The organism is Nonomuraea sp. NPDC049624, assembly GCF_040675255.1.
In the GTDB taxonomy this organism is placed as follows: Bacteria; Actinomycetota; Actinomycetes; order Streptosporangiales; family Streptosporangiaceae; genus Nonomuraea.
In genome coordinates this window covers 603,045-616,131 of sequence record NZ_JBFAOR010000007.1, presented here as the reverse complement: position 1 = coordinate 616,131, position 13,087 = coordinate 603,045, and the positions used below count along the sequence as shown (strand labels likewise).

Below are 13,087 nucleotides of genomic sequence, written 5' to 3'. Positions count from 1 at the left end.
CCGGAAAGGACGAGGGCCGGTGCGCGCCTCCTATCTCCCTTCGCTGACCCTGGACGAGTACCTGCGCCTGGTCGCGACCGTCCACCCGCAGTTGCACGCCGTGCTGGACTTCGAGCGGCCGGGCGCGGCGCGGGCGCTCGGCGTGCTGGCCGCGACCAGCAGCGAGTTCGACTCCGACCGCGACGGGCGCGGCGACTCCTACCGCCGGGCGCAGCAGGACGCGCTGGTGCGCTGGACCGGCATCCGGGCGCTGCTCGGGCTGCTCGCCCCCGACCCGGCGGCCGGGCCGCCGCTGCTGCTGGACGTCCTCGGCGGGGACGGGACGGTCGCGCGGGCGGCCGCCGGGCGGCTCGGCAGCCTGGACGCCAAACCGGCGATCATCACCGGCGACCTGTCCGGCCAGATGGTCGACCGGGCCCTCGCGCAGGGGCTGCCCGCGGTGCGCCAGGCCGCCCAGTTCCTGTTCCTGCGGGAGGGGTCGGTCGGCGGGGTGCTGCTGGCGTACGGAACCCATCACATCCCCCCGGCCGACCGGCCGGGCGCGGTGGCCGAGGCGGCGCGGGTGACGCGGCCGGGCGGCCGGATCGTGCTGCACGACTTCGACGACTCCGGCCCCATGGCGGACTTCTTCGCCCGGGTCGTGCATCCGCACGCGGCGGGCGGGCACGCCTACCGGCACTTCACCCGGCCCGGCCTGGCCGCCCTGTTCGCCGACGCCGGCCTGCCGGTACGGGTGCTCGACCTGTACGACCCGCTGATCGTCCGGGCCGGGAGCGAGCAGGCCGCCAAGGAGCGGATGTGCCGCTACGTCGCCGACATGTACGGCCTGGGCGCGTACTTCGCCGCCCTGGCGGACGTCGAGGCGGCCTGGCGGGTGCTGGAACGGCACTTCGACCACGGGACGCGCCGGCCGCCGGAGCCCGCCGCACCGCCCCGCCCCGTCGTCTACCGGCGCGACGGGCAGTACGTGGCGGAGGTCCCGAGAACGGCCCTGATCGCCCTGTCCACCAGACCCGCCGGACGCCTCCCGGCGTGAGCCGCCGCTCAGCGCTCGCGGGGCTCCGGGGGCAGCTCGCCCGCGAAGACGCGTAGCTGGAGGGCCAGCGTGGCGTAGTAGCCGACCAGGGTGGTCAGCTCGAACAGGCCGCGCTCGCCGAGCGCCGCCGTGACCGCCCGGTAGTCCTCCTCGCCCAGCGTCCCCGTCCGGGTCAGCTCGCGGGCGGCGAGCACGGCGGCGCGTTCGGCCGGGTCGGCCAGGCCGGGCGGACGTCCCTCGCGCACCGCGGTCAGCTCGGCCTCTGTCAGGCCGCAGGACCGGCCCACCGCCTCGTGCGCGTCGCGTTCGAAGTCGCTGCCCCAGTGGGCGGCGACCACGAGGATCGCCAGTTCCCTGGCCCGGCCGGGCAGCACCGAGCCGTAGCGCACCGCCGCGCCCAGCGCCTGCAGCGCGCCGCCGACCGGCGGGCTCAGCAGCATGGCGTTGAACGGGCCGCGCAGCCGTCCTTGCTCGTCGGCGAGGGGGAAGACCTGGGGGCCCGCCGCCCGGGGGCCGCCGGTGATGGCGCGGTAGACCTCGGCCTGGGCGTCGTCCAGGTCCTGCGGGGGAAGGGCGGGCAGCCGGGCGGTCATGCGGTGCTCCTGTCTCGCCGACGACCCGGGCACCGGGCTGCGCCGGCGGGTGGACCTGCGGTGACGTCTCGCCCTCGGGTGCCGGTGGCGCGGTTAGCCGGGGCCGGATCACGGAACATCCTAGGTCTCTAGCCGCGCGGCCGTCTTGGAGACCATGACCATGGAGTTCGCCACTCCCAGCCACCGCCATCGCCGTCCGCAGGGGCGTGTCTCGTGACCAGGACCGGGGTTTCCGGGCCGCTGCTGGTCGTGCTCGGCCTGCTGTCGGCGGTGGCGCCGCTGGCCACCGACATGTACCTGCCCGTGTTCACCGACCTGGCGGCCGACCTGGGGGCGGGGGCGGCCGGGGTGCAGCTCACGCTGACCGCGTTCCTCACCGGGCTGGCGCTGGGGCAGCTCGTCATCGGGCCGCTGTCCGACCGGTTCGGCCGCCGCCGGCCGATCCTGCTGGCCACCGCCGCGGCCCTGGCCGCCTGCGTCCTGTGCGCGCTCGCCCCGGACATCCGGACGCTCGTCGCCCTGCGTTTCGTGCACGGGTTCGCCGGGTCGGCGGGCATCGTCATCGGCCGCGCGGTGGCGGCCGACCTGACGTCCGGCCGGGCCGCGGCGCGGATCTTCTCGCTGCTGGCCTCGGTGGTCGGCGTCGCGCCCGTCGTGGCCCCGCTGATCGGCGGCGCGCTGTCGCCCGCCGGGTGGCGCGCGGAGTTCTGGGTGATGGCCGGGATCTCGGCGGTGATGCTGCTCGGTTCGGCGCTCGTCGTGCCCGAGACCCTGCCGCCCGGACGCCGGCACGCGGGCGGCCTGGCCGCCACCGGGCGGACCGTGCGGCGGCTGTTCGCCGACCGGGGCTATCTCGGTTACGCCTTCTCCTTCGCGTTCGGCTTCGCGGGGCTGATGGGGTACATCTCGGCCTCGCCCTTCGTCGTGCAGAACGTCCTGGGCCTGTCCACCCCCGCCTACACCGTGACGTTCGCGGCCAACGCGCTGGGCATGACGCTGACCGGCCTGGCCGCGGCGCGCCTGGTGCGCCGGTTCAGCCCGGAGGGGCTGCTGCGGACCGGGCAGGGGGTCGTGCTGGGGCTGTCGGCCGTCCTGCTGGTGCTGCTGGGGGCGGGGATGGCCGCGGTGGCGGTGCTGCCGGTGCTGTTCGTGCTGGTCAGCTCGTTCACGCTGATCATGGGGAACGCGGCGGCGCTGACGGTGGGGCGGGCGCCGTACGCGACCGGCACGGCGGCGGCCGTCATGGGCGCGTTGCAGTTCGCGCTCGGGGCGCTGGTCTCGCCGCTGGTCGGCCTGGGCGGCGCGGGCACCGCGCTGCCGATGGGCGTCACGCTGGTCGTCAGCGCGCTGCTCGGCATCGGCGCCCGCCTGCTGACCCGGGGCCTCCCGGAGACCGGCCCCGCCGCCGCCGAGGCCCCCGCCCGCGGCTGATCCGGCGTCCTCGTGGCCCCCTTTCAGGGGGCCGGGTGGGTGCCCAGGGCGGTGACGAGCCAGTCGAGGGCCGGGGCCGACGGGGTCGGGGGCGGCCAGGCGTTGATCACGGCGAGCAGGCGGAGGTAGCGGTCCCTGCGCGGGTCGTTCGCCGCCGTCAGCCTGGCCAGCAGCCGCCGCCGCAGGCCGGCGTCGTCGGGACGGCCCAGGAGGCGTGCGTACTCGCCGGCGACCGCCGTCACGACCGGCGCGGACTCGGGCGCGGCGGGGTCCACGCCCGCCGCCAGCGCTTTCCCCGCCGCCCACACGCCCACCGACACGGCGTCCCGCCGCACCCCTCCCCCATGGCCCGCGGCCTGGTCGGTGGCGTGGTCAGTGGCGTGGTCGGTGGTCAGGTCGTGCAGCCTCGCGCGGAAGGACGGGTCCGCCATCAGTTCGGCCAGTTCCAGCCACGCCTCCACCTGCTCCGGCTCGGCGTCGTCCGGCAGTTCGGGGGTCAGCGAGACCCGGATCCCCGCGAGCCCCGGCCCGGCGTCCGGGACGGCGGCGTCCAGGAAGTCGCCGACCAGGCGGCGGCGTTCGTCCTCCGACAGTCCTGCGAGTCTGTGCATGAGCTCCATCTCCTCGGGTCCCGAGCCGCGCCGGGCCACCGCCCTCAGCACCGCGCGCCGCACCCGCAGCGTGCGGATCCGCACCGCCAGGGCCTCGGCGTGCGCCGCCGCGACCTGCGCGAGCGTCAGCTCGCGGTCCACGACCTTGCGCACCGTGACCAGGTCCACCCCGAGGTCGCGCAGCGTGCGCACGAGGTCGAGGCGGGCCGCGGCGGCGGCGTCGTAGAGGCGGTAGCCGGCCGGGCTGCGTTCCACCGGCGGCACGATCCCGCGGTCGGAGTAGAACCTGATGGTCCTGACCGGCAGTCCGGTCCGCCGTGCCAGGTCGCCGATCGTGTAGAGGGTGCCGCCGTCCATGGCTCCACCCTGGCGTCTCCCCTTGGTGGAGACTCAAGCGCCTCCCTCGTTGCGCGGCGGCGGACGATGACCGTAGTGTCAAGCCTCGGATCGTGACTGGCGTGATCGTAAGGTGGGACTGACCACCGGGGAGCGGTCCTGGACGTCGCCGCGCGCCTGGGTGCCCTCACTTCGACGGCTCGGGAGAAGTCATGGCTGAAGAGCACCCCCATTCCTACGGCGCCCACGACGCGGCCACCGTGTCGGCCGCCTACCGCAACGCGCTCGACGTGATCGGCGCCGTGGAGCCCGGCGTGGCCGGCGCGATCCGCGCCGAGCTGGCCGACCAGCGCGCCTCGCTGAAGCTCATCGCGAGCGAGAACTACGCCTCCCCGGCCGTCCTGCTCACGATGGGCACGTGGCTGTCGGACAAGTACGCGGAAGGCACGATCGGCCACCGCTTCTACGCCGGCTGCCAGAACATCGACACCGTCGAGCAGCTGGCGGCCGACCACGCCAAGGCCCTGTTCGGCGCCGAGCACGCCTACGTCCAGCCCCACTCGGGCATCGACGCCAACCTGGTGGCGTTCTGGGGCATCCTGGCCCACCGGGTGGAGGCCCCGGCCCTGGCCGCCGCCGGGGCGCGGCACGTCAACGACCTGTCGGAGGACGACTGGGAGACGCTGCGCAGGGCCCTGGGCGACCAGCGGGCCCTCGGCATGTCGCTGGACGCGGGCGGTCACCTGACCCACGGCTTCCGTCCCAACATCTCGGGCAAGATGTTCCACCAGCGCTCCTACGGCACCGACCCGGAGAGCGGCCTGCTCGACTACGACGCGCTGCGCGCGACCGCCCGCGAGTTCCGCCCGCTGGTGCTGATCGCCGGGTACTCGGCCTACCCGCGGCGCATCGACTTCGCCCGCATGCGGGAGATCGCCGACGAGGTGGACGCCGTCCTGATGGTGGACATGGCGCACTTCGCCGGTCTGGTCGCGGGCAAGGTGTTCACCGGCGTGCACGACCCGGTGCCGTACGCGCACGTCACGACGACCACCACGCACAAGTCGCTGCGCGGGCCGCGCGGCGGCCTGGTGCTGTGCCGGCGCGAGTACGCCGACTCGATCGACCGGGGCTGCCCGATGGTGCTGGGCGGCCCGCTCGGCAACGTGATGGCGGCCAAGGCCGTCGCCCTGGCCGAGGCCCGGCAGTCCGCGTTCGCCGACTACGCGCGGGCGGTGGCCGGCAACGCGGTCGCCCTGGCCGAGGGGCTGTCGCGGCGCGGCGTACGGCTGGTCACCGGCGGCACCGACAACCACCTGGTGCTGCTCGACGTGTCCACGTACGGGCTGACCGGCCGGCAGGCGGAGTCGGCGCTGCTCGACGCCGGGATCGTCACCAACCGCAACGCGATCCCGTGCGACCCCAACGGCGCCTGGTACACCTCGGGCATCCGGGTCGGCACCCCGGCGCTCACCTCGCGCGGGTTCGGGACGCAGGAGTTCGACCAGGTCGCCGAGCTGATCGTCGGCGTGCTGACCGACACCACGCCGTCGGCCACCTCCAAGGCCAGGTACGACCTGCCGCAGAGCACCGCCGAGAAGACCCGCGCCGCGGCGGCCGAGCTGCTGGCCGCCCACCCGCTCTACCCGGGCCTCGACCTGGGCTGACGCGCCTGCCGCCCCGCCCCGCTCACTCCGGGCCGCGACGGGCCCGTCCCGCGAAGTAGGCGGCCGCCGTCCGGGTGTGGGCGGGGAACGCCAGCTCGGCGGGCCCGTCGATGACCAGCCACTCGCTCGTCTCGTCCGTGGCCTCCATCGGCGGCAGCGCGGACGCGGTGACGCGCGGGCCGAGCCCGAAGATCAGCACGGTTCCGTCCGGGGCGCTGACCACGTCGAAGAGCGTGACGTCGGCGGCCTCGGCCACCACGCCGGTCTCCTCGCGCAGCTCGCGCACGGCCGCCTGCTGCCAGGACTCGCCCAGGTCGATGAACCCGCCGGGCAGCGCGAGCTCGCCGCGGCGCGGCTCGACGTCCCGGCGTACGACGAGCAGGCCGTCGTCGACGGGCAGCAGCGTCACCGCGACCGGCAGCGGGTTGAGGTAGCTGGTGTTCCCGCAGGCCGCGCAGGTGCGGGGCCAGGGCTGGCCGGGGGCGAAGGCGGCGCCGCAGAAGGAGCAGTACGCGTTCCTGATCACGCCGCGATCCTAGAGCCCGGCCCGACGTGCACACGGGCATCGCCCGGCCCGGTGACCGGCACGGCCGGACGGCGGTGTCCCGGGGTCAGCCGGCGACCGCGCGGTCCGCGCGGCTGACCAGGGGGTTGCCGCGGTGGGGTTGCCAGGCGGCGCGCAGGCCGCGCAGCTCCTCCCGGACGCGGGCCGAGGAGATCAGCCGGAGGTCGTCGCTCAGGTCGAGGACGGTGGCCGCCGCCTGGTCCACCTCCCCCGCGCGGAGGAGGGAGTGGGCGGCCCGCAGCCCGATCAGGGCCCGGGTGCGCAGCTCGACCGGCCGTCTGGCCCGCATGGACGCGGCGAAGTGGCGGGCGGCGGTGGCGTGGTCGCCGAGCTGGGTGAGGGTCAGGCCGATCTGGTGCTCCAGGGACTCGCGCCGGTAGTTGCCCGTCCACTCCGTCTCGGGGGCGGAGTCGGCGCGTTCGAGCTGGGTCTCGGTACGGCTGAGCAGCCGGAGCGCGTCCCAGCGGGTGCCTGCGGCGGCGTGGGTCTCGGCGCGCATGCCGGTGATCCACGCCTGGGTGCGGGCGGGCCCGTGCCCGGCCAGCGCGGACGCGGCCGCCTCGGCCAGGGCCAGCGCCTCGCCGTCGTGGCCCAGCTCGGCCGCCTGGACGGCCATGCTGCGCAGGGCGGTGGCGCGCAGCAGCAGGTCGGCGGCCTCGTCGGCGAGCCGCACGCTGCTGATGTAGTAGCGCTGGGCCAGGGCGTGGGCGCCGGCGTCCATGGCCATGTAGGCGGCCAGGTAGCTCAGCTCGGCGGCGGCGGCGAACAGGTCGGGCCTGCGGCGGCCGGTCGTGCCGTGCAGCAGGGGCGTGACCTCGCGGGACAGGTAGGCGGCGACCGCGGCGCGGGCGTGGCCGCCGCCGTAGCGGTCGTCCAGGTCGGCGAAGGCGCGGGTGGTGGCGCGGATGCGTTCGACGTCGCCCGCGCCGGCCCGGCGGGCCGCCGCGCGGCCGGCCGCCCGCTGCGCGGACAGGACCGATAATCCGGATAAGCCGGATAACGCGGCCAGGGTGAACGTGCGCCGGTTGAGCAGGTCGTCCTCGCCCAGCACGGCGAGCCGGGCGACCGGGTCGCCGCGCCAGGGGTCGTCGGCGGACGGCGACCCGCCCGGCTCCGGCCAGCCCAGATGCGCCGGGCGCAGGCCGGGCCGGCCCAGGCGGCGGCGGAACGCCTCGACCGCCGCGCGCACCGCCTCGGGGCGCGGGATCGTGCCGGTCAGCCAGTGGCCGACCGCCGAGCGGTCGTAGTGCACGCGCTCGCCACTCTCGGCGGCGACGGCGTTGACGTGCCGCGCGGTGGCCGCGTGCGTCCAGCCCGCCTGCTCGATCAACGCCGCCAGCGCCCGGTTGACGACTGGGTGGGTACGGCGGGGCGGCATCTCGTCTTCACATCGCTTCACATCACTGTGGCCTCGACGGTGCGCCGGACGGGGCGCACCGTCAAGAGTGCGGGCCGTGCTCCTCGTGGGACGGCCTCGATCGGCGGACGGCGAGGGAGGGGCTGATGGACGGGCTGCACGGCGCGGGCCGGCACGAGACAGGCCTGGAGGAGGTGGCGCAGGAGGAGCTGACGGCCGCGCTGGCGGGCCGCCCGCTGGTCTGCGTCGAACGGTTCAGCACCGCGCTGCGCACCGGCTACACCGGCCCGGCCCCGGTCGAGGCGCTGCGCCCGGCGCTGAGCATCGGCTGCTACTCGGCGTGGGACCCGGCGCTGCCCGGCATGGTCGTCGCCGCCGAGGAGCGCACCAGGACGCGGTCGGTCGCCGAGCGGCACGCCTGGCTGCCCCGCGTCCGGCACGAGGCCGCCCGGCACCTGCTCAAGCTGGACCGCCCGCCGGTCGTCTTCACCTGGTACGACAACGCCCGCCTGCGCGAGCTGGCCGGGCCCGGCGGGGTCGTGGTGGCCATCGACGCCGACGTGCGGGCCGCGATCGAGGCCAAGCACCTGCTGGACGACCTGCTGCGGGCGGCCGGCGTGCCGGCGGTGGCCCGCGTCCCCTGCGTGCACGTCGAGCGGCTGCCCGGACTGGCCGAGCTGCGGCGGGCGGTCGGCACCGAGCGGGTCGTGGTGCAGGCGGGCCGGCGGGCGGACCGGCACGGCACCGTGGTCGTCGCGAGCGAGGACGACATGCCGCGCGCGGCCCGGCTGCTCGGGCCGTACCGGGTGGCGGCGTACGTGCCGGGCTGGCCGTGCACGATCGCGGTGCTCAGCGTCCCCGACCGGGACGGCGGCGTCCGGGTGTACGCCGACCGCCCCGCCCACACCTCGGCCGGGATCCCCGAGCTGGGCGCCGGGCCGATGCGCAGCACCGGCGACGACTGGTCGCGCCCCTGGCCGACGCCCGCCGCCGCGCTGCTCATCGAGTGCGCCGAGCGCATCGCGTTCTGGGCCTGGCGCAGGTACGGCGCGGCCGGCCTGTTCAGCGTGGAGGCTATCCTCACCCCGGGCGAGCGGGTCTGCCTGACGGCGATCAAGTGGCGGCACCAGGAGGGCACCGAGGTGTCGTCGGTCAACCAGCAGGCCGCCGGGCTGCCCCCGTTCGTGCTGGCCCACCTGTCGGTGATGCTCGGCGGGCCGGTGACCTGGCTGGGGGACGCGCAGGAGTTCAACCAGCGCACGCTGCTGCGCTCGGCCCGGCCGGGCGGGCCGTTCCACGTCCGGGTCCGCCTGGCCCGCGACACGCCCGTCCGCGTGTCGGCCGCCCACGGCCCCGGCGTCTACCGTCTGGACCGGTCGGGGAGCCTGCGGTGGGTGCGGCGGGGGGCGCACCCGTCGCAGGCGCGGGCGAGCCAGGGCGAGTTCCTGCTGGCCAACCTGCCCGAGCCGGACGTCGTCTGCCATCCGGGGGCCGACCTCGCCACCGTCGAGGGCGTCGCCGAGGGCGCGGCGCACCCGTTCGACGGCCCGGACACCGCCTCCCTGGCCACCCGGCGGATCGTCGCGGCCGTCGAGGACCTGTTCGACGAGGTCAAGGAGCTCTGATCGGCAGATTGCCACAGAAAGCCCGCGGACCGATGAGTTCTCCCGTCCCCGGTGGTCCAACCTGGTGTCACCCGACTCCGCGGAAGGACCCACGCCGATGAGCACCACGCACATCCTCGACATCCCGGGCGGCCGCCTGCGCTACCACGTCCGCGGCAGCGGCCCGCTGCTGCTGCTCGTGGGCGCGCCGATGGAAGCCGCCCCCTTCGCCCCGCTGGCCGAGGAGCTGGCCGGCGAGCACACCGTCGTCACCCACGACCCGCGCGGCGTGGCCGGCAGCACGCTCGACGATCCTGGCCAGGACTCCACCCCCGACCTGCGGGCCGACGACGCGCTCGCGATCATGGACGCGCTCGGCGCCGAGTCGGCCGACGTGTTCGGCAGCAGCGGCGGCGCGGTCACCGGCCTCGCCCTGGTCACCCGCCACCCCACCCGCGTGCGCACCCTCGTCGCGCACGAGCCGCCCGTGCTGGAGCTGCTGCCCGACGCGGCCCAGCGCCGCGCCGAGGTGGACGACATGATCGAGACGTTCCACCGGGAGGGTCCGGGGGCGGCGTTCGGGAAGTTCATGGCCACCGCGGGCTTCCAGCCCGGCGAGGACGCCCCGGCCCCGCCGCCGAGCGAGTCGCCCGAGCAGGACCTGGCCGCCGCCGCCCACTTCTTCCTGCACGAGCTGCGCGGCACCACCCGCTACGTGCCCGACGTCGCGGCGCTGAAGGCCGGGCCGGCCCGCGTCATCGTGGGCGTCGGGGTCGACTCGGACGGCCTGCTCACCCATCGCACCTCGCAGGCGCTGGCCGGCCTGCTCGGCACGCCGCCGGTGGTGTTCCCCGGCGAGCACACCGGCTTCGTCGACCGTCCGAAGGAGTTCGCCGACGTGCTGCGGGAGGTGCTGGCCCGCTGAGGCGGCGGGCCCCCGGGCGGCGGGCTCCCGGTGGCGCGTTCCCGGCGGCGGGCTACCGGCGGCGCGCTCCCGGTGGGAGGCTCAGCCGCCGGGGGTCAGGTTCGCCGGGAAGCCGCCGGTCGCGATCGGCCCCCAGCGGTCGATCGTGATCCGGATCAGCGACTTGTTCTGGCGGCGCATGGCCTGCCGGTACTCCTCCCAGTCGGGATGCTCGCCGGCGATGCACCGGTAGTAGTCCACCAGCGCGTCGAGGGCCTCGGGCATGTCCAGCACCTCGCCTCGCCCGTCCACCTGGACGTAGGGGCCGTCCCAGTCGTCGGACAGGACGCAGATCGAGACGCGCTCGTCGCGCCGCGCGTTCGCGGCCTTGGCGCGCCCGGGGTAGGTGGAGACCACGATCCGGCCCTCGTCGTCGACGCCGCACGAGACCGGCGAGAGCTGGGGACGCCCGTCGGCGCGGGTCGTCGAGAGCAGGCCGTGGTGCCGGGGGCGGAGGAAGTCGAGAAGTTCGGGCAGGTCGACGCGGCGGGCGGTCGCGATCCTGGGAGCCATGCGGGACGCCTTTCCTGTGCGGTGCCGGCTTCGATCCTGCCATCCGGCGCGGGCCCCGGCTTCCGGGGCTCGCCCAGACGGCCCTATGGTGTGGTTCGCCGGCATGTGCCGGTACGTGCCCGAGGGGAGGGCGGAATGCCGGAAGTCCGTCCGCTCCGGCCGGGCGATCCCGACCGGATCGGCGACCACCGGCTGCTCGGCGTGCTCGGCTCGGGCGGCCAGGGGGTCGTCTACAAGGGCGTCGACGGCGCGGGCCGCGAGGTCGCGATCAAGCTGCTGCACAGCCACCTGACCCAGGACGACGACGTCACCCGGGGCCTGCTGCGCGAGGCCGAGGCGGCGCGCCGGGTGGCCGCGTTCTGCACGGCCGCGGTGCTGGACGTCGGGGTGGCCGACGGGCGGCCGTACATCGTGAGCGAGTACGTCGCGGGCGACACGCTGCAGAGGCTCGTCCGGGAGTCGGGGCCGCGCACGGGAGGCGCGCTGGACCGGCTGGCGATCTCCACGCTGACCGCGCTGGCCGCCATCCACGAGGCCGGAATCGTGCACCGCGACTTCAAGCCGGGCAACGTGCTGATGGGGCCCGAGGGGCCGATCGTCATCGACTTCGGCATCGCCAAGGCCCTGGGGGCGACGACGCAGGCCTCGGCGCCGATGGGGACGCCGGCGTACATGTCGCCCGAGCAGTTCGCGGGCGAGCGGGTCGGGCCGGCGTCCGACGTGTTCAGCTGGGCGGGGACGATGGTGTTCGCGGCCACCGGCCATCCGCCGTACGCGGGCGAGACGGTCGCCGCCATCCTGCACAAGGTCATGAGCGGGGCGCCCGACCTCACGGGCGTGCCGGCCCGGCTGATGGACCCGATCCGGTCCTGCCTGGCCAAGGACCCCGCCGCCCGTCCCACGCCCGCCGGCCTGCTCCGCCACCTCATCAGCGCCCCCGGCACCGCGCGGCCCGGTGCGCCGATCCCCCCGCCCGGAGCCGGAGCGACGGCCCATCCGACCGGACCCGGAGCCGGTGCGACGGTTCCGCCGCGCGGGCCTGGGGCGACGGTTCCGCCGGCCGGGGGCGGAGTTGGGGCGACGGTTCCGCCGGCTCTGGGTGGGGCGACGGGGCCGGCGTTTCGTGGGGAGGCGACCAGGCCGGGTACGGATCGGCGGGTGAGCAGGCGGGCCGTGGTGGTCGGCGGTGCGACGGCCGCGGTGGCTGCGGCGGCGTCCGCCTTCCTTCTTCTGCGCCCCGCGAACGGCCTCGCCGACGACCCGTCCCCCCGTCCCACCGGCGACCTGACCGGCGCCCCTGCGACGGGCACGCCGACGGCGACGGGCACGCCCACGACAGCCGCGACGAGCCCGGCGCCCAGCACGTCCCCCACCGGGTCGCCCACCGGCTCCCCCACCGCGTCCACCACCGCGTCCCCCGCGGCCGAGCCGTTCGGCGCGCCCGTCAGGGAGCCGGTGGCGCTGCCCGCGGGCAGCGGGACGCCGGCCGTGCTGGCCGCCGCCGGCTCCACCGTCGTCTGCGGCACGTCCAAGGGCACGGTGCTCGTCTGGGACCTCGGCCCGGCGTCCGCGCCCGTCCGCAGGCTCGGCGACGGCGGCGCCGCCGCGACCGCCGTGGCCTGCGGCGACGGCAAAGCCGCCACCGGGCATGGCGACGGCGCGATGCGGCTGTGGAACCCGGCGGGCGGCGCTCTCCGCACGAAGAAGGCGGCCGACCCGGTCATCGCCGTCACCACCGCCGGACGCGCGGTCGCCGTCACCCAGAAGTACGACAGCCTGAAGGACCTGCACAGCGTCGTCCGCCTGTGGGACCTGGCCACCGGCCGCCAGATCGGCCCCGCCGTCACCGACCACTTCCAGGGCGTCAACGGCCTGGCGTTCGGCCGCCTCGGCGACGACGAGGTGCTGGTCACCGGCGACGGCGCCAACCGCGTCCGGGTACGCCGCCTGTCAGACGGAAAGGTGACACACACCTACAAGACCGGCGAGATCGGCGGCATCGAGCTGCTCGCCTGCGGCGAGCTGGACGGCCGTCCCGTCCTGGTCTCCACCCACCTCGACGCCACCCTGCGCGTCTACGACCTGGCGACCGGCAGGCGCAGGAAGAAGTGGGACTTCAGCCGCCGCAGCCCCGACGACCGGGGGGCGTCCGCGCTGGTCGTGGGCGCGCTCGGCGGCAGGCCCGTCGCGGTCGTCGCGCACACGCCGGGCGGCGGCGAGACGGTGGTCCGCGTCTGGAGCCTGACCGACGGCAAGGTCGTCGGGGAGCTGGGCCCGGGGCCGGGCTCCGAGGTGCGGGCCCTGGCGCTGGCCGAGCTGGAGGGCCGTCCCGTGGTCGTGGGCACCGGCGGCGACGCCCTGCTGAGCGCGTGGAGCCTCGGTCCCGCCTGACGCTCATCCAGGTTTAAGA

General features: G+C 76.0%; 11 protein-coding genes and 1 riboswitch. Of the genes, 6 read left to right on the top strand and 5 right to left on the bottom strand.

The window, feature by feature from the left end; translation table 11 throughout:
* Positions 1 to 19: 19 nt before the first annotated feature.
* Positions 20 to 1,036 carry a class I SAM-dependent methyltransferase gene (locus tag AB0J76_RS30720; RefSeq protein WP_352329790.1) on the top strand — a complete coding sequence of 339 codons (1,017 nt, stop codon included), beginning with the start codon at positions 20 to 22 and terminating at the stop codon, positions 1,034 to 1,036.
* A gap of 8 nt (positions 1,037 to 1,044) precedes the next feature.
* On the opposite strand, the gene AB0J76_RS30715 is transcribed toward AB0J76_RS30720, so the two are convergent.
* The gene (locus AB0J76_RS30715; RefSeq protein WP_352329788.1) at positions 1,045 to 1,629 is read right to left on the bottom strand and encodes a carboxymuconolactone decarboxylase family protein; all 585 of its coding nucleotides are present in this window, start codon (positions 1,627 to 1,629) and stop codon (positions 1,045 to 1,047) included.
* A gap of 213 nt (positions 1,630 to 1,842) precedes the next feature.
* Here AB0J76_RS30715 and AB0J76_RS30710 point away from each other — a divergent pair, with 213 nt between their 5' ends.
* The gene (locus AB0J76_RS30710) at positions 1,843 to 3,060 is read left to right on the top strand and encodes a multidrug effflux MFS transporter (RefSeq protein WP_352329786.1); all 1,218 of its coding nucleotides are present in this window, start codon (positions 1,843 to 1,845) and stop codon (positions 3,058 to 3,060) included.
* A 23-nt stretch (positions 3,061 to 3,083) separates the two neighbouring features.
* Here AB0J76_RS30710 and AB0J76_RS30705 read toward each other — a convergent pair whose 3' ends face one another.
* A complete protein-coding gene (locus tag AB0J76_RS30705) occupies positions 3,084 to 4,028 on the bottom strand; it encodes a MerR family transcriptional regulator (RefSeq protein WP_364391297.1) in 945 nt (314 codons plus the stop codon).
* An 82-nt stretch (positions 4,029 to 4,110) separates the two neighbouring features.
* A riboswitch (ZMP/ZTP riboswitch) is annotated at positions 4,111 to 4,197 on the top strand.
* A 22-nt stretch (positions 4,198 to 4,219) separates the two neighbouring features.
* On the opposite strand from AB0J76_RS30705, the gene AB0J76_RS30700 reads away from it, so the two are divergent.
* Entirely contained in the window at positions 4,220 to 5,674 is a 1,455-nt protein-coding gene (locus tag AB0J76_RS30700) for a glycine hydroxymethyltransferase (RefSeq protein ID WP_352328156.1), read from the top strand.
* Between the two features lie 22 nt (positions 5,675 to 5,696).
* On the opposite strand, the gene AB0J76_RS30695 is transcribed toward AB0J76_RS30700, so the two are convergent.
* Together AB0J76_RS30695 and AB0J76_RS30690 are read right to left on the bottom strand one after the other, a co-directional pair.
* Positions 5,697 to 6,200 (bottom strand): NUDIX domain-containing protein, encoded by a 504-nt coding sequence (locus AB0J76_RS30695; protein ID WP_352328157.1) that lies wholly within the window; start codon positions 6,198 to 6,200, stop codon positions 5,697 to 5,699.
* A gap of 85 nt (positions 6,201 to 6,285) precedes the next feature.
* On the bottom strand, positions 6,286 to 7,617 hold the full coding sequence (locus AB0J76_RS30690) for a hypothetical protein (RefSeq protein ID WP_364391293.1): 1,332 nt from the start codon (positions 7,615 to 7,617) through the stop codon (positions 6,286 to 6,288).
* 125 nt (positions 7,618 to 7,742) lie between these two features.
* Here AB0J76_RS30690 and AB0J76_RS30685 point away from each other — a divergent pair, with 125 nt between their 5' ends.
* Positions 7,743 to 9,221 carry a hypothetical protein gene (locus AB0J76_RS30685; RefSeq protein WP_352328159.1) on the top strand — a complete coding sequence of 493 codons (1,479 nt, stop codon included), beginning with the start codon at positions 7,743 to 7,745 and terminating at the stop codon, positions 9,219 to 9,221.
* Between the two features lie 97 nt (positions 9,222 to 9,318).
* Positions 9,319 to 10,125: an alpha/beta hydrolase gene (locus AB0J76_RS30680; protein WP_352328160.1), complete on the top strand. Its 807-nt coding sequence runs from the start codon at positions 9,319 to 9,321 to the stop codon at positions 10,123 to 10,125.
* 81 nt (positions 10,126 to 10,206) lie between these two features.
* Here the strand turns inward: AB0J76_RS30680 and AB0J76_RS30675 are convergent, their stop codons facing one another.
* Positions 10,207 to 10,677, bottom strand: coding sequence for a PPOX class F420-dependent oxidoreductase (locus AB0J76_RS30675; protein WP_352328161.1), 471 nt, complete (start codon positions 10,675 to 10,677; stop codon positions 10,207 to 10,209).
* Positions 10,678 to 10,812: 135 nt separating this feature from the next.
* Between AB0J76_RS30675 and AB0J76_RS30670 the strand changes: the two genes are divergently transcribed.
* Positions 10,813 to 13,068: a protein kinase gene (locus AB0J76_RS30670; protein WP_352328162.1), complete on the top strand. Its 2,256-nt coding sequence runs from the start codon at positions 10,813 to 10,815 to the stop codon at positions 13,066 to 13,068.
* The last annotated feature ends 19 nt before the right edge of the window (positions 13,069 to 13,087 follow it).

Coding starts and splice junctions, on each gene's coding strand:
- AB0J76_RS30690 (WP_364391293.1), bottom strand. CDS start 7,617: ATGCCGCCCCGCCGTACCCACCCAGTCGTCAACCGGGCGCTGGCGGCG.
- AB0J76_RS30680 (WP_352328160.1), top strand. CDS start 9,319: ATGAGCACCACGCACATCCTCGACATCCCGGGCGGCCGCCTGCGCTAC.
- AB0J76_RS30700 (WP_352328156.1), top strand. CDS start 4,220: ATGGCTGAAGAGCACCCCCATTCCTACGGCGCCCACGACGCGGCCACC.
- AB0J76_RS30670 (WP_352328162.1), top strand. CDS start 10,813: ATGCCGGAAGTCCGTCCGCTCCGGCCGGGCGATCCCGACCGGATCGGC.
- AB0J76_RS30675 (WP_352328161.1), bottom strand. CDS start 10,677: ATGGCTCCCAGGATCGCGACCGCCCGCCGCGTCGACCTGCCCGAACTT.
- AB0J76_RS30715 (WP_352329788.1), bottom strand. CDS start 1,629: ATGACCGCCCGGCTGCCCGCCCTTCCCCCGCAGGACCTGGACGACGCC.
- AB0J76_RS30705 (WP_364391297.1), bottom strand. CDS start 4,028: ATGGACGGCGGCACCCTCTACACGATCGGCGACCTGGCACGGCGGACC.
- AB0J76_RS30685 (WP_352328159.1), top strand. CDS start 7,743: ATGGACGGGCTGCACGGCGCGGGCCGGCACGAGACAGGCCTGGAGGAG.